Source organism: Streptomyces sp. NPDC001880, assembly GCF_053594575.1.
In genome coordinates this window covers 87,530-111,780 of the sequence record NZ_JBSFET010000015.1, presented here as the reverse complement: position 1 = coordinate 111,780, position 24,251 = coordinate 87,530, and the positions used below count along the sequence as shown (strand labels likewise).

Sequence of the window (24,251 nt, the reverse complement as noted above, 5' to 3'; positions counted from 1 at the left end):
CTTTCTCGTACGGGGGTCACGCGGGAGACGCACGGGGTCGCGAGGGAGCCGCGGCCCGCTCGTCGCCCGGGTGCGAAAACGCCTCGGTCCCGCACGGCGACGAGCCGTACGGGACCGGGGCGGCGCACGTGCTGGCCGCTTGCTACTGGTTCTGCGGCGGCAGCGCGGCGATGAACGCGTGGTCGCGCTCGATCAGGCCCAGCTTGGAGGCACCACCGGGCGACCCGAGGTCGTCGAAGAACTCGACGTTCGCCTTGTAGTAGTCCTTCCACTCCTCCGGGGTGTCGTCCTCGTAGAAGATGGCCTCGACCGGGCACACCGGCTCACAGGCTCCACAGTCGACGCATTCGTCCGGGTGGATGTACAAGGACCGCTGGCCCTCGTAGATGCAGTCGACGGGGCACTCTTCGATGCAGGCCTTGTCCTTTACGTCGACACAAGGCTGCGCGATGACGTAGGTCACGCTGTCGTTCCTCCTCGGTAGGGCGTTGGCTCTCGCGCGGGAGCGCGGCGTCGTCGATGCCCGCCCCTAGTATCTCCGTTCCGGGGCACGAACCGAACAGGAGGGGCGTACAGACCTGTGGAATTCACCATCGGCGGACAACTCAGGGTCCGAATCACACCGGCTGACGTGGGCAAACGGGTATCAGTCCGGCGTGTGTGCGAGACCGACCCACAAGGAGCGAAGTTTGCCGACACGGTAGGGGTTCTCACATCATGGGACGACGGTGTGCTTTCGATCACACCGAAGAGCGGTGAATCCGTCCGGATCCCGGAGTCGGCACTGGTGGCGGGCAAGGTGGTGCCCGCGGCTCCGGCCCGGCGGCGCGGTCCGGCGGCCTCCTTCGAAGAGCTGGCGCCCGTCTGCGCCCGTGCCTGGCAGCCGGTGGAGAGCGAACCGCTGGGCGACTGGCGGCTGCGCGCGGCGCGGGGGTTCACCCGGCGCGCCAACTCCGTGCTGCCGCTCGGCGATCCGGGCGTCCCGCTCGACGAGGCGCTCGGGCACGTCCGGCAGTGGTACGGGGAACGGGACCTGCCCGCGTACATCCAGACCGCGACCGGCGCCGAGGGCACCCAGGAGCTGCTCTGTGCGGAGCTGGAGGAGCGCGGATGGCGCCGCGAGGTGACGGCGGAGGTGCGCACCGCCGGGCTCGCCCCGATCGGCGATCTGGACGCGGATGTGTCCCGGGTGCGGCTGAGCCGGGAGCTCGACGAGACCTGGCTCTCCCGCTACCAGCGCTTCGAGACCCCGGGCCCGCACGTCCTGGCGGTGCTGCGCGGCGGCCCCTCGGTGTGGTTCGCCTCGGTGCCCGGCGACAGCGAGGGCGCGGCGCCGGTCGCGATCGGGCGGTGCGTGGTGGACGGGCGGTGGGCCGGTTTCATGGCCGTCGAGGTCGATCCGGAGCACCGGCGCCGGGGGCTCGCCTCCGCCGTGATGACCGCGCTCGCCCGCAAGGCCCTGGAGGAGGGTGCGTCGGCGGCGTGGCTCCAGGTGGAGACGGACAACGAGGAGGCGCGGGCGCTGTACGAGGGCATGGGGTTCGCAGTCCATCACCTGTACCACCACTTCCGGTCTGCGTGACGGGGACGGACGGGCCCGATGAACCCTGAACCCGCTGAGCGCCCGGACCGGGACGAGCTGCACCGGCAGTTCGCCGAGGAGGCGCGCGCCGAGCGGCCGGACCTCGCGCTGCTCTGCCTGCTGCTGGGTGCGGTGGCCGATCCGGCGCTGGACGCGCACGGGATCGACGCGGCACAGATCGAACTGGACGAGCTGGCGGGCCGGCTTCCGTACGGGATTCGGGGCGGCCGGGCCTGGGCCTCGGCGCTGGCCGAACTGCTCGGCGAACGGTACGGCTTCGCGGGCTCGTCGGCGGACTACCAGCGGCTGGAGTCGTCGCTGCTGCACGAGGTGCTGCGCAGACGGCGCGGGCTGCCGATCCTGCTGTCCGTGGTGTGGATCGAGGTCGCACGGCGGGCGGGCGCTCCGGTGTACGGGGTGGCGCTGCCCGGCCATTTCGTCGTCGGTTTCGGCGATCCGGCCGAGCGGGTGCTGGCCGACCCCTTCGACGGGGGCCGGCCGATGACCGGGCAGGACGCCGAGCTGCTGGTGGCCGGGGCCACCGGGGAGCCGCTGGAGGAGTCGATACTTGAGCCCGCGCGGCCGCTGGAGATCGTGCTGCGGATCCTGAACAACATCAGGGCATGGGCGGCGACCCGCCCCGAGCACACCGATGTGGCGCTGTGGGCGGTGGACCTGTCGCTGCTGCTCCCCTCGCATCCCGCCGCTCTCCGTTACGAGCGCGCGCAGCTGCTCGTCCAGAGCGGGCAGTTCCTGCGCGGGGCGGTGGAGATGGAGGAGTACGCGGACGTGGTCGACCGGGTCGAGCCCGCGGCGGCGGAGGCGATCCGGCACCGGGCGAGGGCGGCCCGGGCGTTGCTGAACTGAGCGCCGTCCCGGAGCCGCCGCCCGTCCCCGCGTCACCGCCCCTCCCCGCCTGAGCCGGTCCTGCGCTCCGTCCGCAGCAGGCCTTGCAGACCGTGCCCGAGACCGGCCCGCCGGAATCGCCCCCACTCGCGGGCAGCGGCTCCCGGCCGACCCGGATCCGGGGCACCCGAGCGGGAGTCCGGCAGGCCACCGGACTCGCCCGACCGGCATACTGCACGGCATGCAACAACTACCTTTTCCACAAAGGCAGTTGATTGGATCCGGAACTCCGCCACAAGGCGCGCGACGACCGCGCCGCCACATGAAGGGGTCGGCAAACGGGTGGGGCCGCGCCGCCCAAACCTCGCACGTCACTGCGTGCAGTCCAACGGGTGATTATCGGCTCCACGCCACCCGAAGAGCCCACCGCGTAGCCCCAATGCTGCGTGCCCCGATGGCGCGGATCCGCATTTTGACTGACGGTGGATCACGTCGCCGCTGCGCCACCCTGAGTCGACATTCCGTCACTCTTCGCAGTTGCGGCGGAAGGAATGTGTTCAGATGCGCTCTGCCCGCACACTGTTCGCTTCGGCCGCTGTCACAGCGGTCCTTGCTATCACCGGCCCGTCCGCCTACGCCATGGTTGTGTCGGGCGACTCGGGCCACGACAACGGTTACTCGTCCTCGCACGGCGACGACGGCGGCTACGGCGGTCGCGGCGGCGACGACGGCGGCGGCTACGGCGGCCGTGGCGGCGACGACGGCGGCGACGACGGCGGCTACGGCGGTCGCGGCGGCGACGACGGCGGCTACGGCGGTCGTGGCGACGACGGCGGCGGCCGCGGCGGCGACGACGGCGGCGGCCGTGGCGGCGACGGCGGCCGCGGCGGCGACGGTCCGCGTGGCGGTGTCCACACCGGCGGCGGCTTCATGGCGACCGTGATCACCAGCGACGAGGGTGGTCGCGGTGGCGACGACGGCGGCCGCGGCGGCGACAGCGGCGGCCGCGGCGGCAACGAGGGCGGCGGTCGCGGCGGCGACGGCGGCGGCGACAGCGGCGGCCGCGGCGGCAACGAGGGCGGCGGTCGTGGCGGCGACGGCGGCGGCGACGGCGGTCGTGGCGGCGACGACGGTGGCCGTCCGAACGGCGGCGTCCGAGCCGGCGGTGGCTTCATGGCCAGCATCATCGCCGACGACGAGGGCGGACGCAGCGGCGACGAGGGTGGCGGTCGCGGCGGCGACCAAGGCGGACGCAGCGGCGACGAGGGTGGCGGACGCGGCGGCGACCAAGGCGGACGCAGCGGCGACGACGGCGGACGCGGCGGCGACCGGCCCAGTGGCGGCGTGCAAGCCGGTGGTGGTGGCATGGCGATGACCGGTGGCGGTCTGGCCGCCGGCTCGGCGCTGCTGCTCGGCGGCATCGGCGTCGGCGCGTACAAGCTGCGCCGCCGCCAGTCGACGGGTGGCGCGATGGTCTGACCAGGCCAGATCCAGCCGGTCGTTTCGCTGTCGCGGTCGCTGCCCCTCGGGGCGGCGGCCGCGGCGGCTGCGTTTCCCCCCAGATAAACCCCGGATAAGCCCCGGACCGGCCGCTCCGCTCCCCCGCTCCCCCCGTTCCCCTCCGCTCCTCCCCTCTCAACACCGCACAACCGAAAGGCACGTTCCCATGGCCGCCCCGCAGTCGACCGGCTCCACCCCCACCCGGCCTGCCCCCCGAACCACGCTGGGCCGCGCCCTGATGTGGCCCGCCGTGACAGCCGGGCTCGGCATGGTTCTCATCTACAACTCAGTCAGCACCTCGGTCGACGACAAGCCGCAGGCCGCGCCCGCCGCCGTCTCGTCCGCCACCCCCGAGATCCTCGGCTCCCATGCCGCCCCCGCCCCCGTCACCTCGTCGAAGGCCACCGTCGGCCCGGCGATGGCCCGTTCCGTCCCGCAACGGCTGCAGATCACGGACATCGCTGTCAACGCGCCGTTCACCGATCTGTCCCTCGGCCCCACCGGCCAGCTGAACGCGCCACCCCCCAACGACAAGAACCTGGTCGGCTGGTACAAGGACGGCGTGACCCCCGGCGAGCGCGGAGCCGCGATCCTGGCGGGCCATGTCGACACGATGACCGGTCCGGCCGTCTTCCTCCAGCTCCGGAACCTCAAGCCCGGAGCCAAGGTCGACATCACCCGCAAGGACGGCTCGGTCGCCACGTTCAAGGTCGACTCCGTCGAACAGTTCAGCAAGGCCAAGTTCCCGGACGACCGGGTCTACGCCGAGACCAACACCGCCCAGTTGCGCCTGATCACCTGCGGAGGCGCGTACAACAAGACCGCGAAGGACTACGAGGACAACGTGGTGGCCTTCGCGCATCTCGACTCCTTCAAAAAGGGCTGACCACCGGCACCCGTCGGCGGTGCGGCACAACCATCCGCCGGGCCGCGAGGTCGTACGGAGCAGTGCGGAAGCCGATTCCGTACTGCCCGGCTGGTCCCCCGCGCACCGGAGTTGATCGACGTGCCTGTTCTTTCCCAACGCCGCCGGCTGGCGATCGCGACCGGAATCGCCCTGGTCGCCGGAGCCGTGGCCGTTCCCACCGGCCATGCCGCCGCGCAGTCGTCCGCCCCTGCGGCGCAGCCGTCCGCCCAGGCAGCGAGCGCGCCGAGCAGCAAGCGACTGCGCGACGACTTCAACGGCGACGGCTACCCGGACGTGGCCGTGGGCGCTCCCATGGCCACCGTCGGCGGCTCGGAGGGGGCGGGCGCCGTGAGCGTCCTCTTCGGCGGCCCCGGCGGCCTGTCCTCCGCCCGCAAACAAGTACTGACCTGGCCGGACCGCTCGGGCATCAACAACCCGGGTGACGCTCGCTACGGCACGAACCTGCGCAGCGCCGATCTGAACAACGACGGTTACGCGGATCTCGTCGGCCGCCTCTGGGCGATCACCACCGACGGCGACCAAGGGACGGTGCTGGCCGTCAACTGGGGTGGGGCGTCCGGTCTTTCGAAGAACGCCACGATCCTGAAGCCCGTGCCCGGCGACCAGAGCGACGCCACCGGCGACCTGGACGTGGGTGACGTGGACGGTGACGGCATCGCCGACATCGCGGTGGGCGACGTACGGCGCGGCGGTCACGTCCTGCACGGCCCGATCAGCCGCACCGGCCAGTGGAGCAGGGTCGGTTCGTTCACGGTCGACGGCACGGCGGTCCTCGACACCTCGGAGATCGCCGTGGGTGACGTGAGCGGCGGCGGCGTGGGCGATCTGGTGATCCTCGGCTTCGGCCCGGACGACCCGTGGCAGCAGCACACGTACCTGCTGAAGGGCAGCCGCACCGGTTTCGCCGCCCCGGTCGAGATCAAGGACGCGGACGGCGCCGGCGTCGGCGGCACCGCCGTAGGCATCGCCGACCTGGACAAGGACGGCCACGGGGATGTCGTCATCGGGCGCGGCGACGAGTGGTCGGAACAGGACACCCCCGTGAAGAAGGGCGGCGCGCTCTTCATCTCGTACGGCGGCCCCGAGGGGCAGAGCACCGCCCGCAAGCCCGTCTGGATCAACCAGGACACCGAAGGCGTCTCGGGCACGGCCGAATTCCACGACCGGATGGGCTACAGCCTGGCGCTGGGCGACACGAACGGCGACGGCTACCCCGACATCGCCACGGGCCTGCCGAACGAGCGGATCAACGGCATCGCGGACGCAGGCCGGGTCCTGGTGTTCAAGGGCGGCCCCAAGGGCGTGAGCGGTGCGGGTTCCAAGGAGTTCGGCCAGTACACGGCCGGTGTTCCGGGTGTCGCCGAGGCGGGCGACCAGTTCGGCCAGGCACTCGCGCTGGGCGACTACGACGGCAAGGGCCGTACGGAGATGGTGGTCGGCGCCCCGACGGAGAACATCAGCAGGGGTGCCCTGTGGATCTTCGGTACGGATGCCACGGGCGTCATCGCCAAGGGTTCCGTCTCGTTCGGCGCGGCCACGATCGGCGCACCGACCGGCCCGTCCCGCTTCAGCGAGACACTGACGGACTGACACAACCGCCCGCCCGCCCGCCCGCCCGTCCTGGGGAGCATCGACCAGATCGCGCAGGACGACTCGCACGCGGTGACCGGGCTGATCTCCCCGCGTCCGCCGCAGCGACTCCGGCCGTGTCGCATCGGGGAGTTGGGCTGTAGCAACGCACCTGCATCGGACTCCGCAGTCCATTTCGAGGAGGCGGATCGTGCGCGGGGAGCTGACGGCAAAGGGAGGGCGACGCGGCGACGCATCGTCCAGGGGGCCTCGGCGGTGCTGCGGGAAAAGGGCGTCGCATCGGCGAGGCTGGACGACATCATGGCGCGGAGCAGCACCAGCAAGAGTCAACTGTTCCACTACTTCTCGGCCGGCAAGGACGAACTGCTCCGACCTGCCCGAGCACCTGCTCCAGCACACCTGGCTCGGCGAATTTCCCACCTGAGCCGGCCGTTCCGAACGGAGCGGGCTACAGCCAGCCCTTCTCGCGGGCGATGCGGACCGCCTCCGCGCGGTTGCGGGCGGCCAGTTTCTGGATGGCCGTGGAGAGGTAGTTGCGGACCGTTCCCTGGGAGAGGTGGAGCGCGGCGGCGATCTCCGCGTTGGTGGAGCCGTCTGCCGCCGTGCGCAGTACGTCGCGTTCGCGGTCGGTCAGGGGGCTGGCACCGTCGGCGAGGGCCGCTGCCGCGAGGGTGGGGTCGATGACTCGTTCGCCGGCGAGCACCTTCCTTACCGCTGCGGCCAGTTGGGAGGCCGGGGCGTCCTTCACCAGGAAGGCGTCGGCGCCCGATTCCATGGCCCGGCGCAGGTAGCCGGGGCGGCCGAAGGTGGTGACGACGACGACCTTCACGGCCGGGAGTTCGCGTTGCAGGGCCGCCGCCGCGTCGATGCCCGTCATGCCCGGCATCTCGATGTCCAGGAGCGCCACGTCGATGTCGTGCTCGTGGGCGGCGGCCAGCACCTCGTCGCCGCGGGCGACCTGGGCGACCACCTCGATGTCGGGTTCCAGACCGAGGAGTGCCGCGAGGGCCTCGCGCACCATGGACTGGTCCTCGGCGAGGAGGATTCTGATCATGCTCATTCCGTGGATCCTAGGCCGGAATCGAGCGGAACGGTCAGGGTCAGGGTGAAGCCTTTGCCCGGACCGGAAGCGGAGCGGGAGCCGGGGTTGCCCGTGGAGGTGATCAGTGTGCCGTCGACGGTGGCGAGGCGCTCGCCGATGCCGGTGAGACCGTTGCCCGGCTTGGTGCCCGAGGGGCCGACGCCGTCGTCCGAGACGGTGAGTTCGAGGACCTTGCCGTCCAGGGTCTGGCGCGGGGCGAGGGTGACCGTGCAGTGGCGGGCCCCACTGTGGCGCACGACGTTGGTGACGGCCTCCCGCAGCGCCCAGGCGAGCACCTCCTCCGGCTTCTCGGGGAGGTCGTCGGGGGAATCGGCCGGGACATCGGCGGTGATGCCCGCGGCGGCGAGTGCGGTGCGGGCGCCCGCGAGTTCGCCGGGGAGGGTCGGGCGGCGGTAGCCGGTGACCGCGCCGCGTACGTCGATCAGGGCCTGGCGGCTGACCTGTTCGATGTCCGCGACCTGGGCGGCCGCCTGTTCCGGGTGGTCGGGAAGCATCCGGCCCGCCAGCTCGCTCTTGAGCGTGATCAGGGAGAGCGAGTGGCCGAGCAGGTCGTGCAGATCGCGGGCGAGCCTGAGCCGTTCCTCGTTGGCGGCGAGCTGGGCGACGGTGGCGCGGGCCTCGCGCAGCTCGATCGTCGTACGGATCAGCTGCCTCACCCCCGTCATCGAGAAGCCGCCCAGCAGCGCGGGAAAGACCAGGGCGGTGATGATCTCGCGGGGGTGGTCGCCGGTCAGGCCCATGAGGACCATGACGCCCGTGACGGCGGGAATCAGCCAACGGGCCGTCCGCAGCGGCAGGGTGGCACCGACGGAGACCGCGACGTACACGAAGAGGACCAGCCACGAGGTGCCGAGCGACAGGGTGAGGGCGACGGACAGTGCGCCGAGGAAGGCGATCGCGGAGTGGACGAGACGGCGGTCCAGGGGCTCGGACGTGTGGCGGAAGACCAGGAGCAGATAGGACCCGACGAAGGTCAGCAGGCCGAGCGCGCCGAGCACCGTCGCCCACGGGGTGTGGTTGTCGTCGGTCAGGTCCTTGACCGGGGCACTCATGAACGCGAGCCAGATACCGATCCAGAGGAGCTTGATCCAGACCTGTTTGCGGTTCGTGGGCGGGCGTCCGATGCCCACGGACGTCTCGTCGTCGTTCACGCCTTCAAGGTGTCCTTCCGGTAGAGCCAGGCAGCGCCGCCGGCGAAGACCAGGAAGTAGGCACAGAGGATGGCGACATCCTTGGCATGCGGCGGACCGCCCATCTCGATCGCTTGGCCGAGAGAAGCGTACGCGTGTGTGGGAAGCCCCTCGGAAACGTTCTGGAGCCACTGCGGGAAGGTCGCGCTGGGCATCCACAGTCCGCCGAGGACCGAGAGCCCGAAGTAGACGATCATGGTGAGCGGGCGGACCGCGTCCCCACTGGCGAGGTAGCCGATGGCGACCCCGAGTGCGGCGAAGACCAGCGAACCGGCCCAGATGACCCCGGCCAGCGCGAACCACTGCCAGGTCTCCACCCGTACGTGCATGACGGCTGCGGCGACCAGGAAGACCACCACGATGCAGGGCAGGGTGACCACCGCCGCGCCGGCGATCTTCGCGAGGACGTAACCGCGGCCGGGCAGCGCGGTGAGCCGCAGCTGGCGGACCCAGCCCTTCTCGCGCTCCTTGGCGATGCGTTCGCTGTTGCCCATGAGGACGGCGGTCAGCGCGCCGAAGGAGGCCATCGAGACCATGAAGAAGGCCTGGAAGGTGAGATCGGTGTGCGGGATCCGGTCGGTGGTGTTCTGGGTGCTGGAGATCAGGAGGTAGATCACCGACGGGTGGATGACCGAGAAGAACATGAACTTCTTGTTCCGCAGGGTGCGGGTCACTTCGAGCCTGATGAGGGCCCACGAAAAGAAACTCAGCATGCGGTCCTGGCCTCCTCGGCCCCGGTGATGGCGACGAAAGCCTGTTCAAGGCCGAGTCCCGCGACTTCGAGTTCGCGCGGGTAGAGGCCGAGTCCGTAGACGGCGTGGACCGTCGCGTCGGCATCGTGCGACTGGATCCGGACCCGGTTGCCGGTGATGTCGAGCGTGGCGAGGAACGGCAGGCCGCGCAGGGCCGCCGCGTCGACCCGGCCCTCCAGCTCGAAGGAGATCCGGCGGGCTCCGGCCTTCGCCTTGATCTCGGCGGCGGTGCCGTCGGCGAGCAGGCGGCCCTTGTGGAGGACGAGGACGCGGTCGGCGATCGCGTCGGCCTCTTCGAGGTAGTGGGTGGCGAACAGGACGGTACGGCCCTGCTCGGCCTGCTCCCGCATGGTGGCCCAGAAGGCCTGGCGGGCGGTGACGTCCATGCCGGTGGTCGGCTCGTCGAGGACGATCAGGTCGTTGGCGCCCGCGGTGGCCAGCGCGAAGCGGACGCGCTGCTCCTGGCCGCCGGAGAGCTTGTTGACCATCCGGTCGGCGATCTGCGCGATACCGGCGCGGGAGAGCACCTCCGTCACCGGGTGGGGCCTGGGGTGCAGTTCGCAGGCGAGGCCGACCAGCTCCTTGACCGTGACGTCCTCCATCAGGCCGCCGGTCTGGAGCATCGCGCCGACGCGGCCGGCGGCGATGGCTTTCTGCGGGGTGGTGCCGAAGACCTGGACCGTGCCGGAGTCGGCGGTGCGCAGGCCCAGCAGCAGATCCAGGGTGGAGGACTTCCCGGCACCGTTCGGACCGAGGAGCGCCACCGTCTCGCCGGGGTGCAGGTCGAGCGAGAGCCCGTCGACGGCGCGTACCGCTCCGTATGCCTTGCTGACGTGTTCGAAACGGACCGCGGCGGTCTTCGCCCCGGTGGCCTCGGCGGCTGTCGTTGTCATGCGTCAAGCGTGGCCGAGAACGGGGTGAGCGCGGCAGGGCCGCGGGTCGTGGAAACGGGATGACAGATGTCATGCCGGGCGTATGACTCCGCTGCCGGGGGCCGTGTCCGCAAACGGCGCCGCCCCCGGCCGGGATGCGGTCGGGGGCGGTCGGTGCGGTGCGGCTGCGGTCAGCCGTTGCCGTCGAGGGGGATGGTGGCGGTCCGCTCGGCAGGGGTCTTCCCGAGCAGTGCGGTCTGCATGGCGTGTGCCACGTCGTCCGCGCCGAGCTGGTGCTTCTTGCCGTCACCCTTGGTGATCATGATGCCGTCGAAGACACCGTCGCAGAGGGTCTCGATGGCCTTCTTGTCGTAGTGCTCGACCAGCCTGCCGTTGACCGGCACCATCGAGAGGATCTGCGGCAGCGACTTGGCGGGGCCGAACTGGATCTGCTTGGCACCCGCCTTGATCGTGACCAGACCGGACATCGCGGGCTTCGCGAACTCCTTCATCGCCCGGTCCAGTTCGGCCTGGCCGATGGTGGGTTCGCGGGTGGTGACGGGCAGTTCGACGACCTTCGTCCGGCCGGTCTGCACCTGGGCACGGTACGCGTCGCGTACCGAGGTCATCGACTGGTTGACGTCCAGCGCCTTGCCCGGCTTCCCGGGTACCGCGACGGCCTTGCCCGGCTCGAACTTGATCGTGCCGTCGTTGGCCGAGCCGGAGACACCGGCCAGGTCCGTCAGCGCGACGCCGAGCTTCTCCTCGTCGACCGGGATCACCGGGTCGACGGCGCGCTTCTTGCCGAACAGGGAACCGATGACGGAGACCGGGTTGTAGTCGCTGCCCGCTGCCGAGCGCACGGTCTCCTGGCTGTCCAGGGCGAGCCCGGCCTTGTCCGGCGCGAGCTCGGTCTTCTTGCCGTCCACGGACAGCTGGAGGGGGGTCACGGCGCGCTTGCCGAGGGCGGCGTCCAGCTTTGTGACGCCCTCCTCCTTCGTGCCGCCGCCGATGTCGACGCCGAGGACGGTGGTGCCCTTGGGGACCTCGGAGTGGTTCATCAGCAGCCCGGCGCCGTACGCGACACCGAGCAGCCCGACGACACCGGCGCCGAGGAGGACCAGCTTGGAGCGGCCCTGCTTCTTCGCCGGAGCCGGAGCGGAGGTGGACGCGGGCTCGGGGCGCGGGGCCGACGCGGCGGCGGGGCCGCCGGGGCCCGCCGGTCCGGTGCCCATCGGGTCGCCCGGGACCCGGGACGCCGGATCGGGGCGACCGCCCGGGGGCGTGCCCGGGAACAGGGACGGCGGCCGGTTCTCCGACGGGACGACGGGGATGCCGCTGGTGAGCGTGTCACCGGAGACGTTGCCGCCGGGGCCGGAGGGTGCCGGGGCCGCGAACTGCGGCGTCAGCTCCGCCGTGTCGTCGGACATCCGCGGCGGGCCGCCGGGGGCACCGGTGCCCTGCGGGCCCGAGCCCATCGGGCCGGAGCCCGTGCCGCCCGGTCCCCCGAGGCTCGGCGTCAGGGACGAAGTGCCGGTGGCCGGGCCCGTGGTGGGCCCGGAGGGGCCCGGTGTACGCACTCCGAGGTTCGGCGTGGGACGCGGGCCACCGGACGCGGGGCCGCCGAAGTCGTCGGGGCGGGATGCGCCCTGGTCGCCCGTGCGCTGCGGACCGTCCGAGAAGTACGGCAGATCGGGGCGGGGCGGGGTGGGCGCGGCGGGCGCGGCACCCCTGATGCCCTCGGCGCCGCCGGCCGTGCCGCCACCGGCCGTCGTACCACCGGCGACCGAGGTGCTCGTGGGGGGCTTGCGCGGGGCGAACCAGTCGCTGCCGCTCTTCTCCCTGGCCGGCTTCTCGGCGGCCGGTTCCGCGGACTCGGTCCGGGCCTCGGCGGCCGGCGCGCTGTCCGGCCCGGCCGGCGCACCGTCCGTCGCGGGCGAACCGGGGCGCGGGATGGTGCTCGTGCGCTCGGCGTCGGCGTTGTCGGTGTCACCCACGGGCGTACGCATGACGACGGGCGGGATGGGACGCGAGCCCGGAATGTTGATCCGGATGCGCGTGGTCAGGGTCGTCTCGGTCTTCGGCTCCTCGGACCGAGACGGGTCCGCAGGCTCCGGGGCATCCTGCGAGGGGTGCAGCGACGGATACTGGCGGGATCCGTACGGCGGCGTCCCCGAGGGGTACGCGGCTCCTCCGCGCCCCTGGGGCCCGGAGGACGAACTGTCAGTTTCACGACTCAAAGCAGGTTCTCCCGATTGGCTCCGCCGCCCGTACTTCCCCCATGCCGCAGGCCTGGGGACGGCCAGAAGGGTGCTGGATGTCTTGGCCGGATCACGCAGCGGCGCCCGGCGCGTGCAGCTGCAGGGCGCCGGAGCGTCCTCATAGCGGAGCTATCAGGGCGTTTCGGTAACGCCGCAGATGTGCGTGCCAGGCGTCGCGAGCCCGGTCAAGATCTTCAGCACCCGGCTAGGCGCGCGAACCACCATACTGGCCGCCGCAGGCAGACACCTCGCGACCGGGGGAAACGGCTGTGCGACCACCGAACGGACAAGGGGCATTACAGGATCGGACATGGCACATTACTTGCCAGGTCGCCTGCTGTCGGCGCCCCGTTGGGGCGACCGCGACATGGTGGCACAGATCACAGCAGTGGCCATCCCGCCCAGCATGAAAAGAGTGAGGCCCAGTTCGTCGCCGAAGACATAGTCGCCTTCGGGGCGCCCACCGAGCAGAACAACGAGCGAAATCAGCCATCCCGCAGCGGGTGCCAGGGTGCCGAGCTGGGTGCCGAAGACCAGGCGTCCGCCGGAGAAGAGCGCGGCGGCGGCCACCAGCGCGAGCAGCAACCCGGCGGGGAACCACGCGGCTTGGACGAGAGCCCCGGCGATCCCGACGAGCGCGCCCAGCACGGCGAGGCCCGTATAGCCGGCGATCCGCCCGGGGTTGAGGGGCGCAGCGAGGCCGGTGGCCGCGACGTCCCTGGAGGGGCGCGGGGCGCCCTGCTTGCCGCCGCTCACCGCTCCGCCCCCGCCACGCCCGCGAACAGGTCGTCCTCCCGGACGCCTTGAGGGGCCCCGGATTCGCCGCGCACCAACTCGTAGCACTCGGTGGTGAAGACGGGCTGGCCCAGGTCGTTGGAGAGGGCGAAGAAGGGGCCCTCCACGGCGATCTGGGTGGCGTGGGCCCGCATCGCCGCGCTCTTGGCGGCGGCATGGGCCGCGCCGTCGATCTGCGCGGTGATCCTGGAGTCGTCGACCACGCCCGGTACGTCGTCGATGGCGGCGATGCCCAAGAAGGCGTCCGGCGCGGTGGCCCGGAGGCGGGCGAAGCCCTCCTCGGCGACCGTGCGGGGCACCCGGTTCCAGTAGATCTTGGCGATGCGGTGCGGGGCGCCGGACCCGGCGCGGTACGCGGGGTCGGCGGCGAGGTCCGCGGCGCGCATCGCGACGCGGTGCGCCTGGATGTGGTCGGGGTGTCCGTATCCGCCGTCGGGGTCGTAGGTGACCAGGACCTGCGGGCGCACCGAGCGGATGACCTCCACCAGGTGTCCGGCGGCGTCGTCCACGTCGGCGGCCCAGAAGGCGCCGGGGCGGTGGTTCTGCTCGGCGCCCATCATCCCGGAGTCGCGGAAGCGGCCGGGGCCGCCCAGGAGCCGGTGGTCGGTGACCCCCAGCTCCTTCATCGCCGCGTCGAGTTCGCCCCGGCGGTACGGGCCCAGGGTGTCGTCCCGGTCGGCCGCGAGATGGGCGAGGGAGGGCGGGATGACCTCGCCCTCCTCACCGAGTGTGCAGGTCACCAGGGTGACCTGGGCACCCTCGGCCACGTACTTGGCCATGGTGGCGCCGTTATTGATCGACTCGTCGTCGGGGTGCGCGTGCACCAGGAGGAGGCGCCGGGCGGGATGGTCCGTCATGGGACCACCCTACGAGCCGCGCGCACCGATCACCGCCCGCGCTCCTTTCGTCGACGAGCCGGGGCTCAGAAGTTGAGGCTTCCGATCATGCCCGCCACATTCGTGGTCAGGTTCGAGATGCTCGGCGCGATCGACGAGTCGGCAAGATAGAAACCCAGCAGTGCGCAGACCACCGCATGTCCGCCCTTCAGTCCGGATTTCCGGATCAGCAGGAAGACGACGATCGCCAGCAGCACCACCGCCGAAATCTTGAGTGCCACGGCGGTTCACCTCCATCGGTACGGTCGGGACGGGCAGCACACATGGAGCCAGCAGGTTCTTACCCACCGAGCGCTACGGATCATAACTATCCGTCGTAACGCATTGATCGGGGCACAGCAGCACGAGGGGCGCACGACCGGGCGGTCGGGGACTAGGTTCGACACATGACTTCGCAGCAGATTTCCTTTCCCCGCCAGCACGCCAGAACCATGCGGTTCACTCTCGGCGCCCCTCGGTCGTTCACCGTCTCCCCCGACGGGGAGCGGGTGATCTTCCTGCGGTCGGGCTCCGGTACGGACCGGTCGGGCCGGCTCTGGGTGCTCGACCTGCCGAAGGACGGGGCGCCGAACGAGCGGGTGGTAGCGGATCCCGAGGCCCTGCTGGGGGGTTCGGCGGAGCGGCTGTCGGCGCAGGAGCGGGCCCGCCGCGAGCGCAGCCGCGAGGGCTCCTCGGGGATCGTCGGCTACGCGGTCGACGCGGCGGCCGAGTTGGCCGCCTTCGCGCTCTCCGGGAAGGTGTACGTCGCCGAACTGCGCGCGGGTACGGCACGTGCGCTGCCCGTTCCGGGCCCGGCGATCGACCCGAGACCTTCACCGGACGGACGACACATCGCATATGTGTCCAAGGGCGCGCTGCGCGTCGTGGGCGCGGAGGGCGACGGGGACCGGGCGCTCGCCGAACCGGAGGCAAAGGACGTCTCGTACGGTCTCGCGGAGTTCATCGCGGCCGAGGAGATGCAGCGTTCCCGGGGCTTCTGGTGGTCGCCGGATTCGGACCGGCTGCTGGTCGCCCGGGTCGACGACAGCCCCGTGCGGCGTTGGTGGATCGCCGACCCCGCGCATCCGGACCGCAGGCCCGCCGAGGTCGCGTACCCGGCGGCGGGAACGCCCAACGCCGAGGTGCGGCTCTTCGTGCTCGGCCTGGACGGCACCCGTACCGAAGTCGTCTGGGACCGGGCACGCCACCCCTATCTGGCTCAGGTGCACTGGTCGTCGGACGGGGCGCCATTGCTGCTGGTGCAGTCCCGCGACCAGCGAAGCCACCTCTTCCTCGGGGTGGACACGGAGACCGGTTCGACGCGGACGGTTCATGCCGACGAGGACCCGGTCTGGCTGGAAATCTTCCCCGGGGTGCCCGCCTGGACCCCGGACGGACGGCTGGTGCGGATCGCGGACGAGGGCGGGGCGCGGGTGCTCGCGGTCGGCGACCGGCTGCTGACCGGGGCGCAGTTGCAGCTCCGGGCGGTGCTGGACATCGGTGAGTCGGACATCCTGGTGGCGGCCTCGGCCGGCGAGGAGGCGGCGGAACCGGAGATCGGCGAGACCCATGTCTACCGGGTCAACGAACTGGGCGTGGAGCGGGTCTCCGAAGGGGCCGGGGTGCACTCGGCGGTTCGCGCGGGCGCGGTGACGGTGCTGGTCAGCAGCGTCCCGGAGCGGCCGGGCGCCCGTGCCGAGGTGTTCCGGGACGGCAAGCCGGTCGCCACCGTGGCGAGCCATGCCGAGGAGCCGGTGCTCTCCGCGCGGGTGCGTCTCGCCGAGGGGGGCGCACGGCGAATTCCGTGCGCCGTTCTGCTCCCCGAGGGGTACAAGGAGTCGGACGGTCCGCTTCCGGTACTGATGGATCCGTACGGCGGACCGCACGGCCGCCGGGTGGTCGCCGCGCACAATCCGCATCTGACGTCGCAGTGGTTCGCGAACCAGGGCTTCGCGGTCGTGGTCGCGGACGGCCGGGGCACACCGGGGCGTTCGCCGGGCTGGGAGAAGGCGGTCAAGAACAATCTCGTGCTCTCCGTGGACGACCAGGTCGACGCGCTGCACGCCCTTGCGGACCGGTTCCCGCTGGACCTCGGCAAGGTCGCGATCCGCGGCTGGTCGTTCGGCGGGTATCTGGCGGCCCTGGCCGTGACCCGGCGGCCCGATGTCTTCCACGCGGCGGTGGTCGGCGCGCCGGTGACCGACCAGCGGCTCTATGACACCCACTACACCGAGCGTTATCTCGGCGACCCGGCAAAGCAGCCCGAGGTGTACGCGCACAACTCGGTGATCACGGACGAGGGTCTCTCGGAGGCCGCCGACCAGGTACGCCCGATGATGATCGTCCACGGTCTCGCGGACGACAACGTGGTGGTCGCGCACTCGCTCCGGCTGTCGTCGGCGCTGCTCTCGGCCGGGCGCCCGCACGAGGTGCTGCCGCTCAGCGGGGTGACGCACATGACACCGCAGGAGCAGGTGGCGGAGAACCTGCTGCTGCTCCAGGTCGACTTCCTGAAGCGGTCGTTGGGACTCGACGGCTGATCCGGCCGGCCTCCCCGTCACCAGCCGGGCGGCGGCTGGGACGGGGGCGGCGGCCCGAAGACGCCGGGCTGCGGATGGCCGTACCCCTGCCCGTAGCCCTGGCAGGGCAGGGGCGGGGGTGCGGCCGGGCCCGGCCGGGCCAGCGCCAGCAGCACCGCGGCTCCGGCGATCACCTCGAAGAAGCCGGTCAGCGCGGTGAGTTGCTCCTCGACGTGCAGGTCACCGAAGTGGTCCAGCAGCTCGTAGTGCACCGCGCGGACCACCCCCAGCACCCCGCCGAACAGCAGCAGAGCGGCGGCGATCAGGCCGAACGGCCGCGCGTGCACGGCGCGCGGGAGCCCGCTCACCCCCGCGAACAGGCAGAGCAGCGCCAGGACCGCCGAGAACCAGCCGGGCGGCGGGTCGATCAGCCCCTGCAGGACCCGGTCCCCGCCCACGAACCAGTCGGGGTAGATGTCGGGGATCCGCACCGCCTGGCGGATCTCCCAGGCGATCACGACCGCTCCCGCCGCACCGAGGAACAGGAAGGCGATCACGCCCGCGCCCTGCCCCGGCCGGGCCGGGAGGCGTTCGGAGAAGTCACGCGCGGGCCTGCGGCCGGCCGCCGCGGCGATGATCAGCGCGATGCCCGCCGCGAGCGCCACGAAGGCGCAGAGCAGGGCGCGGGTGCGCAGGTCGTCGGTGAACCGGGCGTTCATCCGGGGCTCGCCGATGTTCCAGAGCGCGGGCAGCCGCAGGACGATCGTGACCACTCCGGTCGCGACCAGCACCGCGGCGGCCGACGACGAGCGCAGGGCCGCGACGAAGGCGAAGAGATACACCACGAGCAGCACCACGTCGTACGCCGAGGTGGCGGGCAGCAGCGGGAGCCGCGCGTCGTAGTAGCCGGCCCAGTAGCGCCACAGCGCCCCGATGTCGTCGGCCGCCCTGATGTCCCGTACGAGCCAGCCCGCGACGATCAGCGCGAGCACGGCGCAGAGAACGGCACCGGTGACCCTTGCCCCCCGAGTGAGTATCACCCGAGCGATACTCCACCGTGCCTGTCCGCCGGACAAGGGGTTCACCGGCGTGGTGCTCGAACGGGCAACCGGCCGGGAGGACTTGGCGCCCTCCCGGCCGGTACACGGCACAGCGCGGCCGTACCCGGACATGCCGGCCGGTCCGTGTGCCGGACGTGGGACGGCCGGGTTGCCCCCGCGTCAACGTGCCCGGGTGCTCCCGGACGGGGCCGGCCCGTTCTCGCCGTTCTTCCCGTCCGAGCCGTCCTCCCCGTCCGAGCCGTCCTCCCCGTCCGAGCCGTCCTCCTCCGCCGCCGTCTCCCCCGGCGCCTCCAGCAGCCCCTCCGGCGGCACCACCTGCTTCTCCTCCGCGAAGTGGCAGGCCGAGTCGTGTCCGGCCGGCGATTCGGTCAGCCGGAAGACGGCCGGCACCGCCAGCAGCGGCACCTCCAGTTCGCACCGCTCCTGCGCCTTCCAGCACCGGGTGCGGAAGCGGCAGCCCGAGGGCGGGTTGGCGGGCGAGGGGACGTCGCCGTGCAGGATGATCCGCTCCCGGTGCTCGCGGGCCGCCGGGTCCGGCACCGGGACGGCGGAGAGCAGCGCCTGGGTGTACGGATGCGTGGGGTGGTCGTAGATCTGCTCGTCGGTGCCGATCTCGACGATCCGGCCCAGATACATCACCCCGACCCGGTCGGAGATGTGCCGGACGATCGAGAGGTCGTGCGCGATGAAGACGTAAGCGAGCCCGAACTCCGCCTGGAGCCGGTCCAGCAGGTTGACGACCTGTGCCTGTACGGAGACGTCGAGGGCGGAGACGGGTTCGTCGGCGACGATGATCTCGGGGTTCAGGGCCAGCCCGCGGGCGATGCCGATGCGCTGGCGCTGGCCGCCGGAGAACTGGTGCGGATAGCGGTTGATGTACTCCGGGTTGAGCCCGACCACGTCGAGCAGGTCCTGTACCTTGCGGCGCCGCTCCCCCTTCGGGGCCACCTCGGGGTGGATCTCGTACGGCTCCCCGATGATGTCGCCGACGGTCATGCGCGGGTTGAGCGAGGTGTACGGGTCCTGGAACACCATCTGGATGTTGCGGCGCACGGCCTTCAGGGCACGCCCCGACAGCTTGGTGATGTCCTCGCCCTTGTACCTGATCGCGCCGGCCGTCGGCTGTTCCAGATGCACCAGCATCTTCGCCACGGTCGACTTGCCGCAGCCGGACTCCCCCACGATGCCGAGCGTCTCGCCCGCCGCCAGGTCGAAGGAGACCCCGTCGACCGCCTTGACCGCGCCGATCTGCTTCTTGATCAGGATGCCCTGGGTCAGCGGGTAGTGCTTGACCAGATCGCGGACCTCCAGGATCGGCTCGCCGCGCCCCGTCGCGGCGGACCCGGCCCGTGACTCGGCGAGCGGCACGCGGGCCTTCCCGCCCTCTTCGCGCGCTTCCTCGCGCCCCGAGTGGTCAGCGTGCATCGAGCGTCTCCTTCCAGAAGTAGCAGGCGCTCTCGCGGTGCTCGGCCACCTCGAACAGCGGCGGCACCTCGCCCCGGCAGATCTCCTGGGCCATCGGGCAGCGCGGGTTGAAGGCGCAGCCGGGCGGGATGTGCAGCAGGTTGGGCGGCAGGCCCTTGATCGCGTACAGCTCCCGGCCCTTCTGGTCCAGGCGCGGGATCGACTGGAGCAGGCCCCTGGTGTACGGGTGGGCGGGCGCCCGGTAGATCTCGTGGACCGGGGCGGACTCGACGATCCGGCCCGCGTACATCACGGCGATCTTGTCGGCGACGTCCGCGACCACGCCCAGGTCGTGGGTGATCAGGATCAGGCCCATGTTCAGCTCGCGCTGGAGCTCGGCGAGCAGATCCATCACCTGGGCCTGGACGGTCACGTCGAGGGCGGTGGTGGGTTCGTCCGCGATGATCAGCGAGGGCTCCAGCGCCATCGCCATGGCGATCATGATGCGCTGGCGCATGCCGCCGGAGAACTGGTGAGGGTAGTTCCCGACGCGTTCCTTCGCCGCCGGGATGCGGACCCGGTCCATCAGCTCGACGGCCTTCAGCTTCGCGTCCTTGTGGGACATCCCGCGGTGCACGACGAACATCTCGCCGAGCTGTTCCCCCACGCTGAGCACGGGGTTGAGGGAGGAGAGCGCGTCCTGGAAGATCATGGCCATCTCCTGGCCGCGGATCTTCCTGCGCTCGTCCTTCTTCATCTTCAGCAGGTCGCGGTCCTTGAAGAGGATCTCGCCGCCGCTGATCCTTCCCGGGGGCATGTCGAGGATGCCCATGACGGCCTGGGCGGTGACGGACTTGCCGGAGCCGGACTCGCCGAGGACGGCCAGCGTCTCGCCCTCGGCCACCGAGTAGTTGACCCCGTTGACGGCCTTGGCGACACCCTCGCGGGTGTGGAACTCCACGTGCAGATCGCGCACTTCGAGCAACATGGCAGCGGGCTCCTCAGCGCAGCTTGGGGTCGAGGGCGTCGCGCACCGCGTCGCCGAGCATGATGAAGGCGAGCACGGTGACCGCCAGGGCTCCGGCGGGCCAGAGCAGCATGTGCGGGGCGTTGCGGATGTACTGGGACGCGGCGGAGATGTCGATGCCCCAGGAGACGGCCGGCGGTTTCAGGCCGACGCCGAGGAACGAGAGCGTCGCCTCCAGCGAGATGTACGTACCGAGCGCGATGGTGGCGACGACGATCACCGGCGCGATGGCGTTCGGGGTGATGTGGCGCAGCAGCAGCCGCGTGTTGGAGGCGCCGAGCGCCCGTGCCGCCTGTACGTAGTCGTTCTGTTTGGCGGTGATCACGGAGCCGCGGCCGATGCGGGCGATCTGCGGCCAGCCCAGCAGCACGATGAAGCCGATCACCGGCCAGACGGTGGAGCTGGGGACCACGGAGAGGAAGACCAGCCCGCCGAGGACCACCGGGATGCCGAAGAAGACATCGGTGACGCGGGAGAGGACCGCGTCCCCCCAGCCGCCGAAGAACCCGGCGAGGCCGCCGAGCAGGCCGCCGAGCAGGGTGACGCCGAGGGTGGAGCAGACGCCGACGGTCACCGAGTTCCGCGCTCCGTAGACGGTACGGGTGTAGACGTCGCAGCCCTGTCCGTCGAAGCCGAAGGGGTGTCCGGGCTGGGAGCCCTCCTGGGCCTTGCCCAGGTTGCAGTCGAGGGGGTCCTGATCGGCGATCAGGGACGGCCAGATCGAGATGATCACCAGGAAGAGGATGATCAGGGCCGAGATGATGAAGACCGGGTTGCGGCGCAGGTCCCGCCAGGCGTCGGACCACAGACTGCGCGGCTTCTCGGCGGGGCCGGTGCCCTGGGGGCCGCCCGGTGTCCTTTCGAGGGTCGTGCCCTCTTCCAGCGCGAGATCCATCACGCCTCCTGCTCCGGCCGATGAGATGGCCTCGTCCGGTGTCTGCTCAGGCATAGCGGATCCTCGGGTCGAGAACGGCGTACAGCAGATCGACGATCAGGTTCGCCGCCAGGAAGACGAGGACGAGGACGGTGACGAAGCCGACGACGGTCTGGGAGTTCTGGCGCAGGATGCCCTGGTAGAGCTGGTAGCCGACGCCGTGGATGTTGAAGATCCGCTCCGTGACGATCGCCCCGCCCATCAGGGCGCCCACGTCCGTGCCGATGAAGGTGACGACCGGGATCAGCGAGTTGCGCAGCAGGTGCCGGCTGACGACGCGGCGCCTGGGCAGCCCCTTGGCGACGGCGGTGCGGACGTAGTCGGCGCGGGCGTTCTCGGCGATCGAGGTCCGGGTGAGCCGGGTGACGTACGCCAGGGAGACCGAGGCGAGGACGAGCCCGGGTACCAGCAGCTCGTTGAAGGGTGCCTCCGGCGAGACGGAGGGTTTGATGATGCCCCACTGGACTCCGAGGAGGAGCTGGAGCAGCAGGCCGGTGACGAAGGTCGGGATGGAGATGACGACCAGGGTCAGGATGAGCACGGTGGTGTCGACGGGGCGGCCGCGGCGCAGACCGGTGACGACACCGAGGCTGATGCCGATGACGATCTCGAAGACGATCGCGACGACGGTGAGCCGGATCGTGATGGGGAAGGCGGTGGCCATCAGCTCGGTGACCTTCTGCCCGTTGAACGCGGTGCCGAAGTCGCCGGTGAAGACATTGCCCATGTAGGTGAGGTATTGCTGCCAGACGGGCTTGTCGAGGCCGAATTCCGAGCGGAGCTGGGCGGCGGTCGCCGGGTCGCACTGGCGGTCGCCGCAGAGACCCGCGATGGGGTCGCCCATCACATTCACCATGAGGAAGATCAGCAGCGTGGTGCCGAAGAAGACCGGGATCATCTGCAGCAGCCGCCGGATCACATAACGTCCCATGCAGGGCTCCGGGGGTCGCGGGGGCTGGGGTCTTTCATCTGGATCAGGCCGGGTCAGGGAGCCGGGGCACGCGAGCCCGGCCTGACCCGAACGAGAGGCCCTGGGGCTCGGTGCCGGGGAGTGACGTCGGGGGACGGGGAAACCGGGTGGCCGGTGCCAGGAACGCACCGGCCACCCGGCCGCAGGGCCTCTCGTCGGGTCACTTGACCTTGATCTGCTCGTACACCGGAACGCTGAACTGGTTCAGCGACACATTGGTGATCCGGTCCGAGTAGCCGGCGCTGCCGTTCTGGTACCAGAGCGGGATGACGGGCATCTGCTCGACCAGGACCTTCTCCGCGTCCTGGAAGGTCTTCACGGCCTTGGCCTTGTCGGACTCGGCGTTGGCCTTGTCGACGAGCCCGTCGAACTGCTGGTTGCTCCACTTGCCGTCGTTGGACGAGGCGTCCGTGTAGTACACGGGCTGGAGGAAGTTCTGGATGAGCGGGTAGTCCATCTGCCAGCCGGCCCGCCAGGCACCGGTCAGCTTCTGCTGCGAGACCTGGCTGCGGAAGTCGGCGAAGGTGCCGACCGGGGCGCCGACGCACGCCTTGTTGTTGCCCAGCGCCTTGTTGATGCTGTTGCAGACGGCGTCGACCCACTCCTTGTGGGAGCCGGTGTCACCGTTGTACGAGATCTTCAGCTGGCCGCCGGGGATGCCGCCGCCCTCCTGGATCAGCTTCTTGGCGTTCGCCGCGTTGTACTCGCAGGGCGCGCCGCACAGCCCCTTCTTGAAGCCGCCTTCCGTACCGAGGACCGGGGAGGTCCAGTCGGAGGCGGGGGTGCGGGTCTTCTGGAAGATCTGATCGGTGATCTGCTGGCGGTTGATCGCCATCGACAGGCCCTGGCGGACCTTGATGCCGCCGGGGGTGTCCCACTTCTTGTCGTAGAAGGGGAAGGCGAGGGTCTGGATGATGCCGGCGGGGGTGTTGATGTACCGGTCCCCGAGGTCCGCCTTGACGTTCTTCAGCTGGGAGGCGGGCACGTCGTCGACGAGATCGAGGTTGCCGGCCGTCAGATCCGTGTAGGCGGTGTTGTTGTCGGTGTAGACCTTGAGGTCGATGCCGCCGTTCTGCGCCTTGTCGTCCCCGGGGTACTTGTCCCACTTGCGCAGGCTCATCGACGAGCCCTTGGTGTACTTGTCGACGGTGTACGGGCCGTTGCCGATCGGCTTGGACACCCAGGCGGCGTGGTCGGTGAAGAAGGCCTGGGGAAGCGGGGCGAAGGCCGGGTAGCCGAGGGTGTCGGGCCACAGGGAGAACTTCTGCGACAGCTTGACCGTGAACGTCCTGCCGTCGACGACCTCGAGGCCGGAGAGCTTGTCGGCCGTGGCACTGCCGGTGTCGGGGTGGACCTTGTCGTAGCCGTCGATGTAACCGAAGAAGTAGGCGTTCTTCTGATTGTTCTTCAGCAGGGCGCCGTAGTTCCAGGCGTCCACGAACGACTTGGCGGTGACCTTCTCGCCGTTGCTGAAGGTCCAGCCGTCCTTCACGGTGACCGTGAAGTTCTGGTTGTCCTTGGTCTCGATCTTCTCGGCGAGCATGTTGGTGGCCGCGCCGGTCTTCGGGTCGTACCTCTTGAGCCCCCGGAAAATCATGTCGAGGACCTTGCCGCCCTGCACCTCATTGGTGTTCGCGGGTTCGAGCGGGTTCTGCGGGTCACCCCAGGAAGAGCTCACGATTCCGTTCGCCCCACCGCCGCCACCGCCGCTGCTGCCCCCGCCGCCGCATGCCGTCGCCGCCAGGGCGACGACCACCGCACATGCGGCCCACTTGGCCTGTGTGGCTCCGCGCATGAAGTGCCTCCTCGTAGTGCTCCGCCTTACGTAGGGTCAAATATCACCTCATCACGGACATCACGCACATTTACTCCACCCATTCGGGCGCGTCGGAGCCGATTCGAGTGGCACTTCGCGGGCGGAGGAGATCCGGACGAGGGTCTGGCAGACACCGGAGCGATAACGGCCATGCATCGAATACGCATCGACCGCGAGCCGGCCTGATCGGATGTACGAATTCCGAGACAGCAGCGCCCGCATATCGG

At 70.8% G+C, this 24,251-nt stretch carries 21 protein-coding genes and 1 pseudogene; 7 read left to right on the top strand and 15 right to left on the bottom strand.

The features are described 5' to 3' along the window. Positions 1–142 precede the first annotated feature (142 nt). The gene (gene fdxA, locus ACWCQ6_RS12445; protein WP_018956287.1) at positions 143–463 is read right to left on the bottom strand and encodes a ferredoxin; all 321 of its coding nucleotides are present in this window, start codon (positions 461–463) and stop codon (positions 143–145) included. A gap of 117 nt (positions 464–580) precedes the next feature. On the opposite strand from fdxA, the gene ACWCQ6_RS12440 reads away from it, so the two are divergent. The 6 genes and pseudogenes from ACWCQ6_RS12440 to ACWCQ6_RS12415 form a co-directional block, all read left to right on the top strand. Then, complete coding sequence (locus tag ACWCQ6_RS12440; protein ID WP_451088221.1) at positions 581–1,582, top strand: GNAT family N-acetyltransferase; 1,002 nt, start codon at positions 581–583, stop codon at positions 1,580–1,582. An 18-nt stretch (positions 1,583–1,600) separates the two neighbouring features. Further along, positions 1,601–2,449, top strand: a complete 849-nt coding sequence (locus ACWCQ6_RS12435) for a transglutaminase family protein (RefSeq protein ID WP_451088219.1) — start codon at positions 1,601–1,603, stop codon at positions 2,447–2,449. Positions 2,450–2,989: 540 nt separating this feature from the next. Continuing rightward, the gene (locus ACWCQ6_RS12430; protein ID WP_451088217.1) at positions 2,990–3,907 is read left to right on the top strand and encodes a hypothetical protein; all 918 of its coding nucleotides are present in this window, start codon (positions 2,990–2,992) and stop codon (positions 3,905–3,907) included. 187 nt (positions 3,908–4,094) lie between these two features. Then, the gene (locus ACWCQ6_RS12425) at positions 4,095–4,814 is read left to right on the top strand and encodes a class F sortase (RefSeq protein ID WP_451088215.1); all 720 of its coding nucleotides are present in this window, start codon (positions 4,095–4,097) and stop codon (positions 4,812–4,814) included. Positions 4,815–4,934: 120 nt separating this feature from the next. Next, complete coding sequence (locus ACWCQ6_RS12420) at positions 4,935–6,446, top strand: VCBS repeat-containing protein (protein ID WP_451088213.1); 1,512 nt, start codon at positions 4,935–4,937, stop codon at positions 6,444–6,446. A gap of 190 nt (positions 6,447–6,636) precedes the next feature. After that, a pseudogene (locus ACWCQ6_RS12415) lies at positions 6,637–6,815 on the top strand (TetR/AcrR family transcriptional regulator); the annotation flags it as partial. Between the two features lie 79 nt (positions 6,816–6,894). Here the strand turns inward: ACWCQ6_RS12415 and ACWCQ6_RS12410 are convergent. The 8 genes from ACWCQ6_RS12410 to ACWCQ6_RS12375 all read right to left on the bottom strand — a co-directional run bounded on the left by ACWCQ6_RS12410 (position 6,895) and on the right by ACWCQ6_RS12375 (position 14,535). Next, on the bottom strand, positions 6,895–7,506 hold the full coding sequence (locus tag ACWCQ6_RS12410; RefSeq protein ID WP_451088211.1) for a response regulator: 612 nt from the start codon (positions 7,504–7,506) through the stop codon (positions 6,895–6,897). Beyond that, positions 7,503–8,699 carry a sensor histidine kinase gene (locus tag ACWCQ6_RS12405; RefSeq protein WP_451088209.1) on the bottom strand — a complete coding sequence of 399 codons (1,197 nt, stop codon included), beginning with the start codon at positions 8,697–8,699 and terminating at the stop codon, positions 7,503–7,505. The genes ACWCQ6_RS12410 and ACWCQ6_RS12405 overlap by 4 nt, the downstream gene beginning before the upstream one ends. Then, the gene (locus tag ACWCQ6_RS12400; protein ID WP_451088207.1) at positions 8,696–9,451 is read right to left on the bottom strand and encodes an ABC transporter permease; all 756 of its coding nucleotides are present in this window, start codon (positions 9,449–9,451) and stop codon (positions 8,696–8,698) included. Before ACWCQ6_RS12400 ends, ACWCQ6_RS12405 begins: the two co-directional genes overlap by 4 nt. Beyond that, the gene (locus ACWCQ6_RS12395) at positions 9,445–10,383 is read right to left on the bottom strand and encodes an ABC transporter ATP-binding protein (protein WP_451088205.1); all 939 of its coding nucleotides are present in this window, start codon (positions 10,381–10,383) and stop codon (positions 9,445–9,447) included. The genes ACWCQ6_RS12400 and ACWCQ6_RS12395 overlap by 7 nt, the downstream gene beginning before the upstream one ends. Positions 10,384–10,553: 170 nt before the next feature. After that, positions 10,554–12,602 (bottom strand): peptidoglycan binding domain-containing protein, encoded by a 2,049-nt coding sequence (locus tag ACWCQ6_RS12390; protein ID WP_451088203.1) that lies wholly within the window; start codon positions 12,600–12,602, stop codon positions 10,554–10,556. A 339-nt stretch (positions 12,603–12,941) separates the two neighbouring features. After that, positions 12,942–13,379 (bottom strand): DUF6113 family protein, encoded by a 438-nt coding sequence (locus tag ACWCQ6_RS12385; protein ID WP_451088201.1) that lies wholly within the window; start codon positions 13,377–13,379, stop codon positions 12,942–12,944. After that, the gene (gene mshB / locus ACWCQ6_RS12380; RefSeq protein WP_451088199.1) at positions 13,376–14,275 is read right to left on the bottom strand and encodes an N-acetyl-1-D-myo-inositol-2-amino-2-deoxy-alpha-D-glucopyranoside deacetylase; all 900 of its coding nucleotides are present in this window, start codon (positions 14,273–14,275) and stop codon (positions 13,376–13,378) included. The genes ACWCQ6_RS12385 and mshB overlap by 4 nt, the downstream gene beginning before the upstream one ends. A 65-nt stretch (positions 14,276–14,340) precedes the next feature. Next, complete coding sequence (locus tag ACWCQ6_RS12375) at positions 14,341–14,535, bottom strand: hypothetical protein (protein ID WP_451088197.1); 195 nt, start codon at positions 14,533–14,535, stop codon at positions 14,341–14,343. A 165-nt stretch (positions 14,536–14,700) separates the two neighbouring features. Between ACWCQ6_RS12375 and ACWCQ6_RS12370 the strand changes: the two genes are divergently transcribed. Further along, entirely contained in the window at positions 14,701–16,833 is a 2,133-nt protein-coding gene (locus ACWCQ6_RS12370) for a prolyl oligopeptidase family serine peptidase (RefSeq protein ID WP_451088195.1), read from the top strand. 17 nt (positions 16,834–16,850) lie between these two features. On the opposite strand, the gene ACWCQ6_RS12365 is transcribed toward ACWCQ6_RS12370, so the two are convergent. From ACWCQ6_RS12365 to ACWCQ6_RS12340, 6 genes are all read right to left on the bottom strand, one after another. Next, on the bottom strand, positions 16,851–17,852 hold the full coding sequence (locus ACWCQ6_RS12365; protein WP_451088193.1) for a hypothetical protein: 1,002 nt from the start codon (positions 17,850–17,852) through the stop codon (positions 16,851–16,853). 180 nt (positions 17,853–18,032) lie between these two features. Continuing rightward, entirely contained in the window at positions 18,033–19,298 is a 1,266-nt protein-coding gene (locus ACWCQ6_RS12360; RefSeq protein ID WP_451088191.1) for a dipeptide ABC transporter ATP-binding protein, read from the bottom strand. Further along, positions 19,288–20,265 (bottom strand): ABC transporter ATP-binding protein, encoded by a 978-nt coding sequence (locus ACWCQ6_RS12355; protein ID WP_451088189.1) that lies wholly within the window; start codon positions 20,263–20,265, stop codon positions 19,288–19,290. Before ACWCQ6_RS12355 ends, ACWCQ6_RS12360 begins: the two co-directional genes overlap by 11 nt. Positions 20,266–20,278: 13 nt before the next feature. Next, positions 20,279–21,253, bottom strand: coding sequence for an ABC transporter permease (locus ACWCQ6_RS12350; RefSeq protein ID WP_451088187.1), 975 nt, complete (start codon positions 21,251–21,253; stop codon positions 20,279–20,281). After that, positions 21,246–22,169, bottom strand: a complete 924-nt coding sequence (locus tag ACWCQ6_RS12345; RefSeq protein ID WP_451088185.1) for an ABC transporter permease — start codon at positions 22,167–22,169, stop codon at positions 21,246–21,248. The genes ACWCQ6_RS12350 and ACWCQ6_RS12345 overlap by 8 nt, the downstream gene beginning before the upstream one ends. Positions 22,170–22,368: 199 nt before the next feature. Beyond that, positions 22,369–24,003 carry a peptide ABC transporter substrate-binding protein gene (locus ACWCQ6_RS12340; RefSeq protein ID WP_451088183.1) on the bottom strand — a complete coding sequence of 545 codons (1,635 nt, stop codon included), beginning with the start codon at positions 24,001–24,003 and terminating at the stop codon, positions 22,369–22,371. Positions 24,004–24,251: the final 248 nt, after the last annotated feature.